This is a genomic window from Actinoallomurus liliacearum, from assembly GCF_039542035.1.
Classification (GTDB): Bacteria; Actinomycetota; Actinomycetes; order Streptosporangiales; family Streptosporangiaceae; genus Actinoallomurus; species Actinoallomurus liliacearum.
Genome location: NZ_BAABHJ010000008.1, coordinates 553,216 through 568,987, shown reverse-complemented (window position 1 = coordinate 568,987; position 15,772 = coordinate 553,216). Strand labels below are relative to the sequence as shown.

Sequence of the window (15,772 nt, the reverse complement as noted above, 5' to 3'; positions counted from 1 at the left end):
CCGCCGGAGAGAAGGCGGGATCGAATGGGCGACTGGTCGTTCCTCGTAGTGGCCGTGGTGCTCACGGCCTTGGCTTTCGACTTCACCAATGGCTTCCACGACACCGCGAACGCGATGGCGACCTCCATCGCGACCGGCGCGCTGCCTCCCCGGATCGCGGTGGCGATCTCCGGTGCGCTCAACCTGGTCGGCGCGTTCCTGTCGACCGAGGTGGCCAAGACCATCTCCGGCGGGATCGTGGACGACTCGCTCGTCACGCCCGCGATGATCTTCGCGGGCCTCGTGGGCGCCATCGTGTGGAACCTCGTGACCTGGGTGTTCGGCCTGCCGTCGAGCTCCTCCCACGCGCTGTTCGGGGGACTCATCGGGGCCGTCTGGGTGGGCGCCGGAGTGAAGGGCGTCCACTTCTCCGTGGTCACGGAGAAGATCCTCATTCCCGCCCTCGCCTCACCGCTGATCGCGGGCGTGGTCGCGGTGGCGGGGACCTACCTGGCGTACGTGATCACCCGGCGGGGCCGGCAGGAGGAGGTCACGCGGGGCTTCCGGGCCGGGCAGATCGCCTCCGCCTCGCTGGTGTCGCTGGCGCACGGCACCAACGACGCCCAGAAGACGATGGGCGTCATCACCCTCACGTTGATCTCCGCCGGTGTGCTCTCCCACGGCTCCGGGCCGCCCTGGTGGGTGGTCACGATGGCCGGGCTGGCGATCGCGCTCGGCACGTACGTCGGCGGCTGGCGGATCATCCGGACGATGGGCCGGGGGCTGGCCGACATCCAGTCCCCGCAGGGATTCGCGGCCGAGACCTCCGCGACCACCGTGATCCTGGCCTCCTCCCACCTGGGGTTCGCGCTGTCGACGACGCAGGTCTGCTCCGGCGCGATCCTCGGCGCGGGCGTCGGCCGGCGGCTCGCGGAGGTGCGCTGGAGCGTCGCGGGCCGGATGGTCCTCGCGTGGGTGTTCACGCTGCCCGCGGCCGCGACGGTCGGCGGGCTGGCCGCGGCGGTGGCGCAGCAGGGCACTGCGGGGATCGTCGTCGTCCTGGTCGCGGCGATCGCCGTCGCCACCGCGATCTACGTGGTGTCCCGGCGGAATCCGGTGCACGCCGCGAACGTCAACGACCAGCCGACCACGGCGGTCATTTCACCCTCCGCCGTGTGAGAGGCAGCGCGATGAACACTAAGTGGAGCGCCCTCGGGGAGGTGGCCGTCGTCGCCTTCGCCGTCGGGGTGTCGATCGTCGTGATCTTCGCGGTCGGCGTCCTCGCCTGGTCGGTGCGCCCGGCCGCGGGCACCGGCCGGGCCCGGGACGGCGCGCTCAGCGCCGTCGCCGCCGGGCTGTGCTTCCTGGCGTGCGCGCTGATCGTCTGTTACGGCATCTACCTGATCGTCCCGCAGCTCCACTGACCGGGTCCGGCGAGCGGCCGCCGTCGCCTCGGTCCGGAACCGGCGGGATGGGAGGCCGCCCTTTCCCGATCCGGGACCGCCCTCACCGTGACCGGCGGGACCGTCTCCGCCTGAGCCGTACGGAGTGGAGCGCCACGGCCACGGCGCCCCCCAGGCCGATCAGGCCGAGGATCACCGCGAGGTGGACCCCGTACGCCTGGGGAAGTCGTGACGGGTCCCCGGCCCGGCGGCCGAGCCCCAGCACCATCGGCAGCGCCACGGCCGAGACGGATGCCGCGAGCACCAGCGACGCGCGGATCGGCCGGCGGTACGACGCCGACAGCCGCCCGGTGAGCAGCACCACGCAGAGAACGAGCGGAGCCAGCAGCAGGTCGTGAACGAGCGCCGCGCCCGCGAACCAGAGCAGCCAGCCCGCCGGATGAGTGTCGGCGGCGTCGCGCAGCAGCCCGACGCCGCCCACGCCGATCAGCGTCGCGCCGGCACCGTACGGGATGAGGCGTCCTCTCATGACGTGTGCACCACCAGCCGGGCGATCCACTTGGTCTGCAGCACACCGGGGCGGTCCGGGGCGATCAGCCGGCAGGGGTACCCGTGGTCGAGCGACAAGGGCGCGCCGTTCAGCTCCAGGGCGAGGAGCGTGAGTTCGTCGTGCCAGTGTGGTGGGTCGACCTCCGAGACGCGGTACCGTCCGCCCGCCTCCAGCGACTCCACCCGGACCCGCGCGCCCGCGTCGACGCCCGCCGCGTGGAGGACGTCGCGGAGCCGTACCCCGGCCCAGGTCGCCTCCGCGCTCCACCCCTCGACGCACGTGATCGGCAGTCGTACGACGTGCCGTGGCATCGCCCGCAGCTCGGTGAGGGAGAGGGACAGCTCGCGGGCCACGTCGCCGGTGACGACGAGCCGCCAGGCCTGGTCCCGGGTGACGCCGGCGGCCGCCGCCGTCTTGTTCACCGGCAGCCGCTGCGGCCCGACACCCGGCCGGCGCGGCGCCAGCAGCGCGAGCCCGCCCAGCGGGGTGAACGTCTCCCCGACGGTCGTCAGCCCGACCAGCCCGCACGCTCCCGCGACGGTGGCGAGGAACCCTCGGCGCGAGGGCCCCACGGGACGCGCCCCCGGACCGCCCCGTGACGCGGCCGGGCGCAGGCCACGTACCTTGGCCCATTCGTTCGCGACATGGACGATCAGCGCGCCGAAGACGATGTAGGCCGTCCAGTAGTGCGCCGCCGTGAAGAAGAACGGGAACGGATAGAAGTACGCGATGTTGAACAGCCCGGTGACGAGCTGGAACAACGCTCCACCGACGAGCGGAAGCACCAGCGCGCGTTCGAGCGCGTGCCCGGCCGAGCGCACCGGCGGCCACTGCCACAGCCTCGGATAGACGGTCCACAGCTTGGCGAGCAGCAGCGGGATCGTGACCAGACCCCCGATCACGTGCGCGCCCTGGGTGAGCCGGTACAGGCCGACCGGCCGCGACGGCCAGACCGCCCATCCTGGTGGATGCTGCATGAAATGGCTGATCAGCCCGGTCACGAACGCGACCGTGAAACTGACGCCGAGCCACACGCCGAGCCAAGCGGCGGTTCGCTCGTCCCGTTCGTCGCGCTCGCGCGCGGCGGATCGCCCGATGGCGGTGATCAGCCGAGCGGGGTCAGGTCGGCGAAGCACCGCCCGGCCTCCGTCCACACCTCGGCCACCCGCAGGCCGGCCTCCGCCGCGTACGCGCCGATCGCGTCGTGCGCGACGTGCGACCAGCGGAACCAGTCGCTCACCTGTCGCGCGTCGCGGAGCCGTACCCACTCCGTACGCGTCGCCGCGCCGAGCTCGGCGATCGCCCGACCCCGCCGATGCAGGAGCGCCTCGACGCGGCGCAGCAGCGCGGCCGGGTCGCCGCCGATGCCGATGTTGCCGTCGGCGAGCAGCACCGTCTCCCACCGCCCCGCGCCCGGGACATGGTCGAACACGTCACGGAGCAGGGCCAGCCCGCCCGCCGCGCGCGTCATCTCGACGGCGTACGGCGTGACGTCGATGCCGAGCGCGGGCAGCCCGCGCTCGGCGAGCGCGACCGTGAGCCGTCCCGGCCCGGACCCGACGTCGAGCGTCGGCCCGGCGCACCGGTCCAGCAGGGCGTCGTCGCCGGGTCGCCCGTCGCACCACTGGTCCACCGGCAGCCGCTCCCGCCGCCCGTCGGCGTGCTCGAGCTCTACCGACCCGAGGCCCGCGAGCGATCCTTCGTACAACCCGCCGATCACCGTGCGGCTCCCCGGGTGGGGGCGGCCGCCAGGTGCTGCGCCTGGCCGATCGCCGCCAGCGTGGCGGCGAACCGGGTGCCGGGCGCCTGCTCCGCCACCCGTGCGGCGTCGGCCGCGGTGTCCACGTCGGTCAGCGTGTCGAGGGTCGTGACCCGCAGGCCGCACAGCCGGGCGCGCTGACGCGCCCCCGTGTCCGCACGGGACATCGGCACGCCGAGGAGCAGTCGGGGATCGGGCCGCCGCAGGCCCAGGAGCCAGAATCCGCCGTCGGCGGCGGGGCCGAACACCGCGTCGCCGTCGTCCAGGCTCCGGGCGGCCCGGCCGAGCTCCGCCGGGGTGACCTGAGGCGTGTCCATACCGACCAGGACCGCGGGCCCGTCCGTCTCGGCGAAGGCGTTCGCGAGCCGCTCGTCCAGCCCGCCGCCGCGCTGCGGGATCACCTCGAACCCGTCCGGCAGCCACCGGCCCGGCCGACCGGCGAGGACCAGCACCCGCCGCGCCGCCGGGGTCGCGGCGACGGCGGCGAGGGTGTCGGCCAGCGCCGCCTCCGCCAGCGTCGCAGCCTGGACGGGCGTGTACGGCGGTGTCAGCCGGGTCTTGACCCGACCGGGCACCGGCTCCTTGGCGATCACGAGCAGCGTCGTCGCGCCCCCGAATACCGCCTCCCGGCCCGTCCCGCCGCCGTCGATGGGAGCGGTCACACCACCGCCGGCGGGAGTTGTGATCCCGCCTCCGACAGGAGTGGTGGCCCCATCTCCGACCGATGTGGTGATGCCGTCTCCGGCCGGCGCGGTCACATGGCCTCCAGCACGCGCCGCATGTCACGGACGGCCTGGAGCGTGCCGCGGACCGTTCCGGTGACCTTCGACCGGCCGGTACGGGGGTGGTAGGCGACGTCCGTCTCGGCGATCCGCCAGCCCCGGGCACGGGCGCGCAGCACCATTTCCAGCGGGTATCCGGATCGCCGGTCGGTCAGGTCGAGGTCGAGGAGACGGGTCCGCCGGGCCGCCCGCATCGGGCCGAGGTCGGTCAGGCCGGCGCGGCGCGCGACGATGGCGTTGCCGAGCCGGGCGTGCGGCGGCCAGGCGCGAAACGACACCGGCCGCCGCCGGCCCAGCGCCAGGTCCGCACCGACTTCGCCCACGCGGTCCTCGGCCACCCACTCCGCGCCCACGCGCTCAACGTCCACGCGGTCCGCGTCCACGCGGTCCGCGTCCACGCGGTCCGCGTCCATGCGGTCCGCCCGGACACGGGCCGCGTCCGGGTGGTACGCGTCCGAGCGCCGCGCGTCCGGGGCGGCGTCCGTCAGCAGTCCGACGACCTTGGGCAGGTCGGCCGGGTCGAGCGAGGCGTCGGCGTCCATGAAACAGACGATGTCGGCGGTCGCGGCCAGCAGCCCGGCATGGCAGGCGGCGCCGAAGCCGCGGCGCGGCTCGTGGACGACGAGCGCGCCGTGGGCTTCGGCGACCTCCGCCGAGCCGTCGGTCGAGCCGTTGTCGACCACGATCGGGCGATGGCCCTCGGGCATCCGCGTCAGCACCCACGGCAGGGCGGCGGCCTCGTCGAGGCAGGGCAGTACGACGTCGATCATGTTTGTGACGCTACGCCGGGACCCCTGCGGACAACCCTTACGGAGTGATGACGTGTACGGCGCGTACCCCCTGGTCAGCCCTAGTGTGAACATGTGATCAGCTTCAGTGCGCCGGTGCGGTCGCCGAGCCGGAAGGGGCGTTCCGCCAGGCCATCCGTGGACGTGGAGCAGGCTCCTCGAGAGTCCGTCGCGGGGCCGAGCGGGGGTCTCGGCGGGCCCGCCGTGGAACTGGACCAGGCTCCTGGCGGGTCCGCTGCGGAGGGGGACCGGGCTCCCGGGCGGTTCGACGAGGGGCCGGGGCGGCATGCCCGGACGGCGCTCGTGGTCTGGGCCGGGATCATCCTGGTCGGGTTCGCGGTGGGGGCCGTTCTGCGGTCCACCGGGCACCTGCCGGTGGACCGGCTCCCACCGCTGCACGCGGCGCCTCGGCTGCTGCTCGGTCCGTTGCTGCCCGCGGCGGTCGTGGCGCTGGTCGCGGTTGCGGTCCTGCCGGTCGCGGCGCGGCGCCTGCCCTGGGGCGCGGTGCTCGTCGTCGCGTGGCTCGGGTCGGCGCTGTGGGCGGCGGTGCTGCAACTGCCGGACGGCCTGGCCAGGCCCCTCACCGCGCCGACCGAGTACCTGGCCGGCCTGCCCGTCGTCGGTGATGACCCCCTGCGCTGGCTTCGCGGCTTCACACGGGACATGCAGGCGTACCCCACGCACGTCAAGGGCCACCCGCCCCTGCCCACCCTCATCCTCTGGGGGCTCCGGCACGCGGGCCTGCGCGACGCGGGCTGGGCGGCAGCCCTCGTGATCGTGGTGGGCGGCTCGGCCTCCGCCGCCATCGCGGTCACCGTTCGAAGGCTGGCCGGTGCCGAGACGGCTCGCCGCGCGGTCCCGTTCCTCGTCCTCGCGCCGACGGCCCTGTGGGTCGCCACCAGTGTGGACGCCCTGTTCCTCGGCGTCGCGGCCTGGGCCGTCGCCTTCGTCACCGTGGCCGCCACACGCCCCGCCGTACCGCCCGCCGCAGGGTCCGCTGCGCCGCCTGCCGCAAGGGCGGCTGGGGCACCCATCGCAGGAGCCGCTGGGCCGCTCGCCACGCGCCCCCCTGGGTCGCCCGTCGTACGGTCCGTCGTGCAGTCCGCTGCGGGGCGTGCCGCCGGACAGGATGGAAGAGGGCTCGCCGTCGCGTTCGCGGGCGGGGTGCTGCTCGGCTCGCTGCCGTACCTGAGCTACGGGCTGCTGCCGCTGTTCGCGCTGCCACTGGCCGTCCTGGTGCTGACGCGACCGCCGCGCCCCGTCCTCGCCGCTCTGGCCGTCGGGTGCGTGGTCGTTCCGGTCGCCTGCACGGTCGCGGGATTCTCCTGGTTCGCAGGGGTCGCGGGGACGCATGCCGCCTGGGCGGCGGGCGGGGGAGCCCGCGCGCGGCCGTACGCCTACTTCCTGCTCGGGGACCTGTCCGTGCTCGCGCTGCTGGTCGGCCCCGCAACCGCGGTGGCCCTTCCGGCGGTGCTCGGGCGCGCGGTCGCGCTCGCCCGTTCGATGGTCCGCCGCGCGGGCCCGGTCGATGACGGGCGACTCGGCTGGCCGGTCGCCGCCGCGCTGATCGGGATGGTCGCCCTCGACCTGTCCGGCGTGACGCGCGGCGAGGTCGAACGGATCTGGATCCCGTACGCGGCCTGGACGACGGTCGCGTGCGCCGTTCACCGCCCGCCGGCCCGTACGCTGCTTCTCGCACAGGCCGTCACCGCGCTGTTGATCCAGGCACTCGTGAGGTCGCCGTGGTGAGATCCGAGACCGGGCGCGTGCTCGTGGTGGACGACGATCCGACCGTCGCCGACGTCGTGTCCCGCTATCTTCTCCGCGACGGGCACGAGGTCGTCTGCGTCGCCGACGGTCACGCCGCGCTGCGCGCCGCCGAGGAACGGCCCCCGGACCTGGTCGTCCTCGACCTCATGCTGCCCGGCATCGACGGTCTGGAGGTGTGCCGGCGGCTCCGCGAACGCTGGCCGGTGCCGATCGTCATGCTGACCGCGCTGGGCGAGGAGACCGACCGGCTCATCGGCCTGGAGACGGGCGCCGACGACTACGTCACGAAGCCGTTCAGCCCGCGTGAGCTGGCCCTGCGCGTGAAGTCGGTCCTGCGCCGGGCGCGCGGCGCGCTCGCGCCGACCGGCGAGACGATCACCGACGGCGACCTGACGGTGGACGCGGCCGCGCACGAGGTACGGCTCGGTGGCGAGGAGGTCTCGCTGACGGCACGGGAGTTCGACCTGCTGGCGTTCCTGATGCGCCATCCGCGGCAGGCGTTCACCCGCACGGACCTGCTCCAGAAGGTCTGGGGCTGGGAGTTCGGCGACTCGTCGACGGTCACCGTCCACGTCCGCCGGCTGCGAGAGAAGATCGAACAAGACCCCACCGCGCCCCGCCGGATCCTCACCGTCTGGGGCGTCGGCTACCGATTCGAGCCGCTCACATGATCCCTTTCAACGCGTTCGTCGAGGTGGTGGCGTACGCCGCCGGTGCCGCGCTGCTCGTCGGCGCGGTCGGAGTCTCGGCGCTGTACGCGCTGCGCGGGCGGTCCATCACCGCCCTGCTCGCCGTGGTGTCGGCCGCGACCGTCCTGGCCACGGTGGCCGGCATCGTGGCGATCACCCTGAAGATGCTGATCAGCGACCACGACCGGTCCGTCGCGCTCACCGTCACCGTGATCGGCGGGCTCGTCGGGCTCGGGGTGTCGCTGCTGCTCGGTCGCCGGCTCATCGGGGGCACCCGGTCGCTCCTGGTGTCCGTACGGGCGGCGGGGGAGGGCGGCCGGTTCGGCCCGCCGGAGCGCCGGCTGCCCGCCGAACTCGCCGAGCTCGGCGCGGAGCTGTCCGCCGCGTACGAGCGCCTCGACGCGGCCCGCGCCCGCGAACGCGCCCTGGAGACCAGCCGTCGTGAACTCGTCGCCTGGGTGAGTCACGACCTGCGCACCCCCTTGGCCGGGCTGCGGGCCATGGCGGAGGCCCTGGAGGACGAGGTCGTGGCCGACGAGGTCACCGTCCGCCAGTACCACGCGCAGATGCGGGCGGAGACCGACCGGCTGACCGCGATGGTGGACGATCTGTTCGAGCTGTCCCGGATCCACGCCGGCGCGCTGCGGCTGTCCCGGCAGCGGGTCGGCCTCGGCGACCTGGTGTCGGAGACGGTCGCCGGGACCGAGCCGCTGGCTCGGGCGAAGGGCGTACGGCTGCGCGGGCAGGCCGAAGGCGTCCTGCCCGTGGAGGTGGACGCCGCCGAACTCGGCCGTGCCCTGCGCAACCTCGTCGTCAACGCGATCCGACACACGCCGGAGGACGGGGGCGTGGAGATCGTGGCGGGCGCCGAGGAGGGGATGGCGTACGTCACGGTGTCCGACGCCTGCGGCGGGATCCCGGACGAGGACCTGCCGCGCCTGTTCGACGTGGCGTTCCGCGGGGAGACCGCGCGCACGCCCGGCGGCGGGGCCGGTCTCGGCCTGGCCATCGCCCGTGGCATCGTCGAGGCGCATGCCGGCGAGATCGGCGTCTCGAACGCGGGCGGCGGCTGCCGCTTCGTCGTCCGGCTCCCGCTCGGCGTCTGATCAGGAGGCTCCGTCCTCAACGGTAGCGAGGGGCCGGAGCCTGCCCTGGACGTACAGGCCGGGCCGAAGCGACCTCTGGGAGACTTTTGTACCTACTGGTATGTACAATCGCTGCGGACACCACAGAACACGTCGGCCAGGCGGTCGCGCTCCTCGGCGCGCGCACCGACCACCGGCCGAGAGAGGACCACGGCACCATGCGCATCGAGCCGATCCCGCATGACGGCGGATACCACCGCGACGATCAAGTCGCCGACGCCGAGAGCATCCCGCCGATCTCCCGCTCGGTGCTGCTCGACCAGCCCCTGCCGGTGCCGCAGAGCACACACCGGGTTCAGGTCCGGCGCATCACCATCGCGCCCGGCCGCGCGGCCGGGCTGCATGTGCACAACGGCCCGGTCTTCGGCAGCATCGAGACGGGGTCGGCGGTCTATCAGATCGACGGCGAAGCGGCCTCCGTACTCGGTCCCGGAGACGTGTTCTACGAGCCCGAGGGTGTCCGTATCGCGCGTTTCGACGCCCAGGACGACGGTGTGACGTTCCTTGGGTACTTCCTTCTCGCCGCCGACGAGTCACCCGAGATCGAGTTCCCCGACCGCTGAGCGTTCGCCCGAAGGCTCGGCGAACTCCCTTCCCGCCCGGGTGTACCGGGGCATAGTGCCTCCGGCGGCGGGAGTTCACCGAGTCTTCGGAACGGGGCTCAGGGGCGGGTGGCGAACTCGGCCATGCCGTCCTCGAAGGAGACCGTGGAGCGGAAGCCGAGCTCCGTGCGGGCCCGGTCGGGCGCCGCGACGATGTGACGGACGTCGCCCAGCCGGTACTCACCGGTGACGGTCGGGGCCGGCCCGCCGTACGCCTCGGCGAGCGCGACCGCCATCTCCCCGACCGTACGCGGCTCGCCACTGGCGATGTTGTACGCCCGCAGTTCACCGAGGCGCGGCCCGGCCGCCTCGAGCGCCAGGAGGTTCGCGCGGGCGACGTCGCGGACGTGGACGAAGTCGCGGCGCTGCCCGCCGTCCTCGAAGACGCGCGGCGCCGCGCCGCGCTCGAGGGCCGAGCGGAAGATCGCGGCGACCCCGGCGTACGGGGTGTCGCGCGGCATTCGAGGGCCGTACACGTTGTGGTAGCGCAGTGCCAGCACCGTCCCGCCGGTGGTCCGGGCCCACGACGCCGCGAGGTGCTCCTGGGCGAGCTTGGAATCGGCGTAGGCGTTCCGGGGGTCGACGGGCGCGTCCTCGCCGACGGTGCCCGGCGTCAGCACCGCACCGCACAGCGGGCAGCGCGGCTCGAACCGCCCCGCCGCCAGGTCCTCCTCGGCGCGCGGTCCGGGCCGTACCCGGCCGTGCGCCGCGCAGTCGTAGGCGCCCTCGCCGTACACGACCATCGACGAGGCGAGGACGAGCCGCCGGACGCCCGCCCCGGCCATCCCGGCGAGCAGGACGGCCGTGCCGAGGACGTTCGCCGAGGCGTACGCGGGCAGGTCGGAGACGTCGACGCCCAGCCCGACCTTGGCGGCCTGGTGGCAGACCGCGTCGACGCCGAGGAGACACCGCGCGACGGTGACGGCGTCGCGGACGTCCTCGCCCGACCGCAGGTCGAGCAGGCGCACCTCGTGGCCGTGCGCCCGGAACTCCTCGATGACGTGGGATCCGATGAACCCGGCGGAGCCGGTCACGAGTACGCGCATGTCCGCACGCTAACCGCGGCCGGGCGGCCCGATCGGGGACGGCGGCGAGCCGTCCGCATTCCGTAAGAATCACCGCCCGCGCGGGTGGTCAGGCGGCGACCTCGGCGCCGAGGTTGCCGGCGATCCTCTCCAGGAGGTCCATGAGGGTGTCGTAGTCCTCCGACGACAGGCCCTCGACGACGCGGGCGCGCGCGGCGTACATCCGTTCGCGCGCGCGGCCGTACGCGTCCCGGCCGGCGTCGGTGAGCGTGAGGTCGCCCTCGCCGCTCCGGGACACCCATCCGCGCCGGGCCAGGTCATCGACGTACGGCCGGAGGGTGGGCTCGTCCGCCGAGAGGAACGGCGCGAGCTCTCGGTCCAGGTCGTCCGGGCCGACCGGGCCCCTCGCGATCGTGTTGAGCACCTGCCAGAGCCGCCGGTCGAGCCCCTGCTCGGCGAGGACCCGGCGGCCCATCTCCTCGATGCGGCGATCGATCTCCTTCACCCAGTAGCCGAACGGGCGGTGCTGCCGGACGCCGGGACGCTGCTGCATCACAGTCTCACTTTCATGTAAAAGTACAAGTATTTGTAAACTAACATCCATGAACGCGGAACGGCAACGAGAAGCACTGATCGCGGTGGAGCGCGCCATGGTCGCCATCCGCCGGAGCCAGACGCGCCGCGCGCTGAGCAGGGTGGGTCGGGACCTCGACGGCGTCACCTTCGATCCGACCGTCTTCGGCGTGCTGGACGCGATCGAGGGAATGGGACGGCCCTGCACGATCACCGAGGTGGCGGCGGCGCTCGACGTCGACCAGCCGAGGGCGAGCCGGCTGGTGGCCCGCGCGGTCGACGCCGGCCTGCTCGTCCGCCTCGCCGACCAGCGGGACGGGCGCCGCACGCCCGTCGCGCTCACCGATGCCGCCCGCGAGCAGCTCGCCCTCATCCACCGGTTCCGGCAGGAGACGTTCGCGCGGGCGATGGCCGACTGGCCGGACGAGGACCGGGTCGCGTTCGCCCGGTTGCTCACCTCGTTCGTCCAGTCGTTCACCGCGCTGACCGGGACGCCCGGCGCCGGTGAAACTTTCAGCGCGGACCCGCCCCCGTCCGGTCGCCCGCCGGGCCGGTGACCTGCGGCGGCGTACGGAGGCGGCCGTGTCGGCCGACCCCGGTGCGCGGCCCGGCTTTGACGCGACGTTCCAGGGACCGGAACCTGCTCCTGACCGGGCCACGCTCACCCGGTCGACTCTCGGGAGGCGGGATGTCCCAGATGCGACGCGTCGGTGCAGTGGGGGTCGTCGTGTCGCTGGCGTTGACGGCGGTCGCGTCGTACGGCGGCCCGGTGTCGGCGGCCACGGTCGTCACCGTGGCCACGGACGGCAGCGGGAACTTCACCACCGTGCAGGCCGCCGTCAACGCCGCCCCCGCAGGCGGCAGCGGCTACGAGATCGACGTCAAGCCGGGCACGTACCGGGGGACCGTCTCGATCCCGTCGGCCAAGACGCACGTCACGCTCAAGGGCGTCGGGTCCGGCCGCGACCAGGTCGTCATCGTCGAGAACCACCCGGCGAGCACGTACGGCACGCAGGGCAGCGCGACCGTCGCCGTGTCCGCGAACGACTTCCGCGCCGAGAACCTCACCTTCGCCAACGACTACGACGAGGCGAAGAACGGAAGCTCGCAGGCGGTCGCCCTGGACCTGAACGCGGACCGGGCCGTGCTGAACAACGTCCGCGTCCTCGGCAACCAGGACACGCTGCTGCTGTGGACGGCGGGCACGGGCACCGTCGGCCGGTCCTACATCCGCAAGTCCTACGTCGAGGGCGACGTCGACTTCATCTTCGGCCGGGGAACCGCGGTGTTCGACCGTACGGAGATCCACTCGCTGAGCCGCGGCTCCTCGACCAACAACGGGTACGTCACGGCGGCGGCCACCACCGACACCAACCCGTACGGCCTGCTCTTCTACCGCTCGACGCTGACCAGCGACGCGCAGGCCAAGTCGGTCTACCTGGGCCGTCCCTGGCACCCGTCGGGCGACGCGCACGCGGTGGGGCAGGTGCTGTTCCGCGAGTGCACGCTCGGCGCGCACATCCGGGACGACCCCTGGACGGACATGTCGGGCTTCTCGTGGCGGAGCGCGCGGTTCTCCGAGTACGCGAACACGGGCGCCGGCGCGGCGGTCAACGCGAATCGGCCCCAGCTCAGCGCCTCCCAGGCGCCCTCCTACACCCCCAACGCCTACCTGGCCGGCTCGGACGGCTGGAACCCGGTGTTCTGACCCCTGGAGGCCGAGATGCCCGAGCGGAACCGCGCGCGACTGCGTACGTCGCTGACGGTGCTGAGCGCGCTGGCGTTCGCCTGCGCGTCCCCGGCGGGATCGCACGCACTCGCCGCCGGCCGGACACCGTCCGGCGGGCCGGTCGCCTCCAGAGCCGCCGGTCGGCCGGTCGTCTCCGGGGCGGTCGCCTCGGGGGTCGTCGGCGGGGCGGCGCCGGCGGCGTCGTCCCCGGTCACCGGCAACGCGACGTGGTTCACCGGGCTCGGCTCGCCGTACGGCGGATGCGGGCTGCCCCAGGCGAACCTGGACAGCCAGGACTTCGTCGCACTCAATGTCTTCAACACGCCACACGACTACAACGGCTACCCGCGCCCGATTCCGGCGGCGGACGCCGCCCGGATGGGCATCTTCGCCAACGGCCAGAACTGCGGCCGCTACGTGCAGGTCACGATCGGCGACTACTGCACCGGCGTCAACGACGGAGCGCCGAACCAGCCCTTCTGCCGGAACGGCTCGTGGACCGCCGACACCTATGACGGCGCGACGCTGACCATGCTGGTGGCCGACAGTTGCGCCGACGGCAACGCCTGGTGCCGCGACGACCCGTACCACCTCGACCTGTCGCAGGCGTCGCTCAACCGGTTCGTCAAGAACGGCGCCCCGGTCGGCGACATGTACCCGAACCACTGGAACAACCGGCACATCAGCTGGCAGTTCGTGCCCGCGCCCGGCTACAGCGGCGACATGAAGATCGGTTTCCTGCAGAACGCCCAGGTCTGGTGGCCCGTCATCGCCGTCTCCCATCTGCCGAACGGCATCCACGGCGTGCAGTACTACGACGGGAGTTCGTGGCGGAACGCCACCATGGACGGCGACATGGGCCAGGCGTACGTCATCGCCCCGACCGCGACCGGCGGGCGGGACTACCGGATCCGGGTCGTCGACGCCTCCGACGCCCTGGTCGGCGGCGGCCGCGTCTACGCGTTCTCGCTCCCCTGCGCGAGCACCTGCGGCCCGGCCTACACGCCGGTGAGCTACACGACCGCCTCCGGCTGACGCCCCCGCCGCCGCGTGACAGGTGGGCGCGTCCAGGCCGGCGGACGGCGGTGCGGGGCCGGGCCAGGTGGTCGGCGGCGGTCGGGGCCGAGTGGCCCTTAACCCGCTCCCGCCCACGCCGTACGTTCGCCGTGTGATCGTCTTTGCGCACCTCAGTGACACGCACCTCGACGGCGGCCCGCGCGCGGCGGCGCGGACGCGCGCCGCCCTCGCCCACCTCGACCGGCTGCCGTACGACCTGGACGCCGTCCTGGTCACCGGCGACATCGCCGACCACGGGCTACCGGCCGAGTACGAGGAGGCGCGCGGGCTCCTGGCCTCCCGGCACCCGGTGCTCACGTGTCCGGGCAACCACGACGTACGCGCGGCGTTCCGTACGGCGCTGCTCGGCGAGCCGGCCGCCGACGTGCCGATCAACCGGGTGCACCGCGCACCGGGCGCCGTCTTCGCGCTGTGCGACTCGTCGATCCCCGGCCGGGACGACGGCCGCCTCGACGAGGAGACCCTGACCTGGCTGGAGGCGGTGCTCGCCGAGACACCGCCCACCATGCCCGTCCTGGTCGCGTTCCACCATCCGCCGGTCGTGCTGCACGTCCCGTACATCGACGGGATCCGGCAGTTCGGCGAGGACCGGCTCGCCGCGCTCGTCACCCGCCACCCGAACGTCGCCGCCATCGTCTGCGGCCACGCCCACACGCCCGCGGCGACGACGTTCGCCGGTCGGCCGCTGGTGGTCGCGCCGGGCGTCGTCTCGACCGTCCGGCTGCCCTGGGAGACGGGTACGGCGGGCACGGACGGTCTCGTCGACCATGAGATCCCGCCCGCGTTCGCCTTCCACGTCCTCGACGATGACGGGCGCCTGACCACCCACTACCGCGTCGTCGTCCCCTGACCCGGCACCGCCGAGACCTGCCAGGTGACATCGTGCGGGGCGAGGAAGTCGAGGAAGTCCGCCGGGTCGAACGCCTGGGCGGGCGTCAACACCCCCGCCCGGCCCTGCCCGGTGGCCCCGGCGCGTCCCTCGTCCGCGGCGAGCCGCCGGGCGCCCTCGACGGCGATCACCGCGGTCAGGCCGTACGGGTCGGGGCCGGTGACCCACCCCTCGGCGCGGCCGCCCCGGCCGTCGTCGGCTCGGGCCGCCATCAGCCATCGCCCGGCGCGCCGGGCCTCGTCGTCCAGGACTTCCGGGACGCTCTCCACGACGTCCGGCGTCAGGCCGAGGAAGAGCGCCGCCACGTCGGCCCGGATGACGCTCCGGACCCGGCGTGCGGGCACGTGGCGCGGCACGGTGGCCACGCCGGGCAGCCCGAACAGGGCGACCGGCACCTCCTCGTCCGAGCCGGGCACGCCGAGTGACGCGGGGCCGTGGTCGGCGGCGGGGATCCACGCGCCGTCCACGTAGTCGAGTGGTTCTTCGACGAACGCCATGCTCCGAGCGGTACCGCGAGAGGCGCCACCGGGCTGCCGCAGGTCCGCGACGACCAGCTCCTCCACCGCCGGCAGCCGTCCCGCCGTCAGGTGGGCGATGAGGTCGCCGGGCCCGCCGTCGTCGGCCAGGCCCGGAACGACCGCCACGCCGGCGGCCTCGGCCTCGGCGCCGTAGGTGTCCAGGATCCGCTTGATGTACCGCTGCTCGCCGGAGGTGTCGACGTAGTGCCGGCCCGCGGCGATGGCGGCGCGGATCACCGGCTCACCCCACGACGTGAACGGCCCGGCGCAGTTGACCACCGCGTCGCAGTCGGCGAACGCGCCGGCGAGCGCACCCGGCGCGTCCAGCGTGGCGACGCGAACCTCCGCGTCCGCCGCCCCGGCCGCCACGGCCGCCTTGCGCAGCCGCTCCTCGTCCCGGCCGACCAGCACCGGAGTGAAACCGCGGCGGCGCACCTCGGCCACGGCCAGCCCGCCGGTGAATCCGCTCGCCCCGTACACGGCGATCCTCATCT

Annotated in this window: 18 protein-coding genes; 10 read left to right on the top strand and 8 right to left on the bottom strand. The window is 73.9% G+C overall.

The features are described 5' to 3' along the window. Window positions 1-24: 24 nt before the first annotated feature. Window positions 25-1,158, top strand: a complete 1,134-nt coding sequence (locus ABD978_RS17410) for an inorganic phosphate transporter (RefSeq protein ID WP_345354815.1) — start codon at window positions 25-27, stop codon at window positions 1,156-1,158. 11 nt (window positions 1,159-1,169) lie between these two features. Continuing rightward, complete coding sequence (locus ABD978_RS17405) at window positions 1,170-1,403, top strand: hypothetical protein (RefSeq protein WP_345354813.1); 234 nt, start codon at window positions 1,170-1,172, stop codon at window positions 1,401-1,403. An 82-nt stretch (window positions 1,404-1,485) separates the two neighbouring features. Here the strand turns inward: ABD978_RS17405 and ABD978_RS17400 are convergent, their stop codons facing one another. The 5 genes from ABD978_RS17400 to ABD978_RS17380 all read right to left on the bottom strand — a co-directional run bounded on the left by ABD978_RS17400 (window position 1,486) and on the right by ABD978_RS17380 (window position 5,243). Continuing rightward, entirely contained in the window at window positions 1,486-1,911 is a 426-nt protein-coding gene (locus ABD978_RS17400; RefSeq protein ID WP_345354811.1) for a hypothetical protein, read from the bottom strand. Next, window positions 1,908-3,068, bottom strand: coding sequence for a molybdopterin-dependent oxidoreductase (locus tag ABD978_RS17395; protein ID WP_345354809.1), 1,161 nt, complete (start codon window positions 3,066-3,068; stop codon window positions 1,908-1,910). The genes ABD978_RS17400 and ABD978_RS17395 overlap by 4 nt, the downstream gene beginning before the upstream one ends. Further along, entirely contained in the window at window positions 3,038-3,652 is a 615-nt protein-coding gene (locus ABD978_RS17390) for a class I SAM-dependent methyltransferase (RefSeq protein ID WP_345354807.1), read from the bottom strand. Before ABD978_RS17390 ends, ABD978_RS17395 begins: the two co-directional genes overlap by 31 nt. Further along, window positions 3,649-4,353 (bottom strand): TIGR04282 family arsenosugar biosynthesis glycosyltransferase, encoded by a 705-nt coding sequence (locus ABD978_RS17385; RefSeq protein WP_345354805.1) that lies wholly within the window; start codon window positions 4,351-4,353, stop codon window positions 3,649-3,651. Before ABD978_RS17385 ends, ABD978_RS17390 begins: the two co-directional genes overlap by 4 nt. A gap of 92 nt (window positions 4,354-4,445) precedes the next feature. Continuing rightward, the gene (locus ABD978_RS17380; protein WP_345354803.1) at window positions 4,446-5,243 is read right to left on the bottom strand and encodes a glycosyltransferase family 2 protein; all 798 of its coding nucleotides are present in this window, start codon (window positions 5,241-5,243) and stop codon (window positions 4,446-4,448) included. A gap of 93 nt (window positions 5,244-5,336) precedes the next feature. On the opposite strand from ABD978_RS17380, the gene ABD978_RS17375 reads away from it, so the two are divergent. The 4 genes from ABD978_RS17375 (at window position 5,337) to ABD978_RS17360 (ending at window position 9,428) form a co-directional block, all read left to right on the top strand. Further along, the gene (locus tag ABD978_RS17375) at window positions 5,337-7,010 is read left to right on the top strand and encodes a hypothetical protein (protein WP_345354801.1); all 1,674 of its coding nucleotides are present in this window, start codon (window positions 5,337-5,339) and stop codon (window positions 7,008-7,010) included. Continuing rightward, window positions 7,007-7,702, top strand: coding sequence for a response regulator (locus tag ABD978_RS17370; RefSeq protein ID WP_345354798.1), 696 nt, complete (start codon window positions 7,007-7,009; stop codon window positions 7,700-7,702). Before ABD978_RS17375 ends, ABD978_RS17370 begins: the two co-directional genes overlap by 4 nt. Further along, window positions 7,699-8,826: a sensor histidine kinase gene (locus ABD978_RS17365; RefSeq protein ID WP_345354796.1), complete on the top strand. Its 1,128-nt coding sequence runs from the start codon at window positions 7,699-7,701 to the stop codon at window positions 8,824-8,826. The genes ABD978_RS17370 and ABD978_RS17365 overlap by 4 nt, the downstream gene beginning before the upstream one ends. A 197-nt stretch (window positions 8,827-9,023) precedes the next feature. After that, window positions 9,024-9,428 (top strand): cupin domain-containing protein, encoded by a 405-nt coding sequence (locus ABD978_RS17360; RefSeq protein WP_345354794.1) that lies wholly within the window; start codon window positions 9,024-9,026, stop codon window positions 9,426-9,428. A 98-nt stretch (window positions 9,429-9,526) separates the two neighbouring features. Here ABD978_RS17360 and ABD978_RS17355 read toward each other — a convergent pair whose 3' ends face one another. Together ABD978_RS17355 and ABD978_RS17350 are read right to left on the bottom strand one after the other, a co-directional pair. Next, entirely contained in the window at window positions 9,527-10,513 is a 987-nt protein-coding gene (locus tag ABD978_RS17355) for an NAD-dependent epimerase/dehydratase family protein (RefSeq protein ID WP_345354792.1), read from the bottom strand. A gap of 88 nt (window positions 10,514-10,601) precedes the next feature. Continuing rightward, window positions 10,602-11,045, bottom strand: coding sequence for a MarR family winged helix-turn-helix transcriptional regulator (locus tag ABD978_RS17350; RefSeq protein WP_345354790.1), 444 nt, complete (start codon window positions 11,043-11,045; stop codon window positions 10,602-10,604). 49 nt (window positions 11,046-11,094) lie between these two features. On the opposite strand from ABD978_RS17350, the gene ABD978_RS17345 reads away from it, so the two are divergent. The 4 genes from ABD978_RS17345 to ABD978_RS17330 all read left to right on the top strand — a co-directional run bounded on the left by ABD978_RS17345 (window position 11,095) and on the right by ABD978_RS17330 (window position 14,721). Then, entirely contained in the window at window positions 11,095-11,622 is a 528-nt protein-coding gene (locus tag ABD978_RS17345) for a MarR family winged helix-turn-helix transcriptional regulator (RefSeq protein ID WP_345354788.1), read from the top strand. Window positions 11,623-11,753: 131 nt separating this feature from the next. Further along, window positions 11,754-12,773 carry a pectinesterase family protein gene (locus ABD978_RS17340; RefSeq protein WP_345354786.1) on the top strand — a complete coding sequence of 340 codons (1,020 nt, stop codon included), beginning with the start codon at window positions 11,754-11,756 and terminating at the stop codon, window positions 12,771-12,773. 15 nt (window positions 12,774-12,788) lie between these two features. Then, a complete protein-coding gene (locus ABD978_RS17335; RefSeq protein ID WP_345354784.1) occupies window positions 12,789-13,829 on the top strand; it encodes a hypothetical protein in 1,041 nt (346 codons plus the stop codon). 133 nt (window positions 13,830-13,962) lie between these two features. Beyond that, window positions 13,963-14,721: a metallophosphoesterase gene (locus tag ABD978_RS17330; protein WP_345354782.1), complete on the top strand. Its 759-nt coding sequence runs from the start codon at window positions 13,963-13,965 to the stop codon at window positions 14,719-14,721. On the opposite strand, the gene ABD978_RS17325 is transcribed toward ABD978_RS17330, so the two are convergent. Next, a complete protein-coding gene (locus tag ABD978_RS17325; RefSeq protein WP_345354781.1) occupies window positions 14,700-15,770 on the bottom strand; it encodes a saccharopine dehydrogenase family protein in 1,071 nt (356 codons plus the stop codon). The two genes, ABD978_RS17330 and ABD978_RS17325, sit on opposite strands and share 22 nt — an antisense overlap. Window positions 15,771-15,772: the final 2 nt, after the last annotated feature.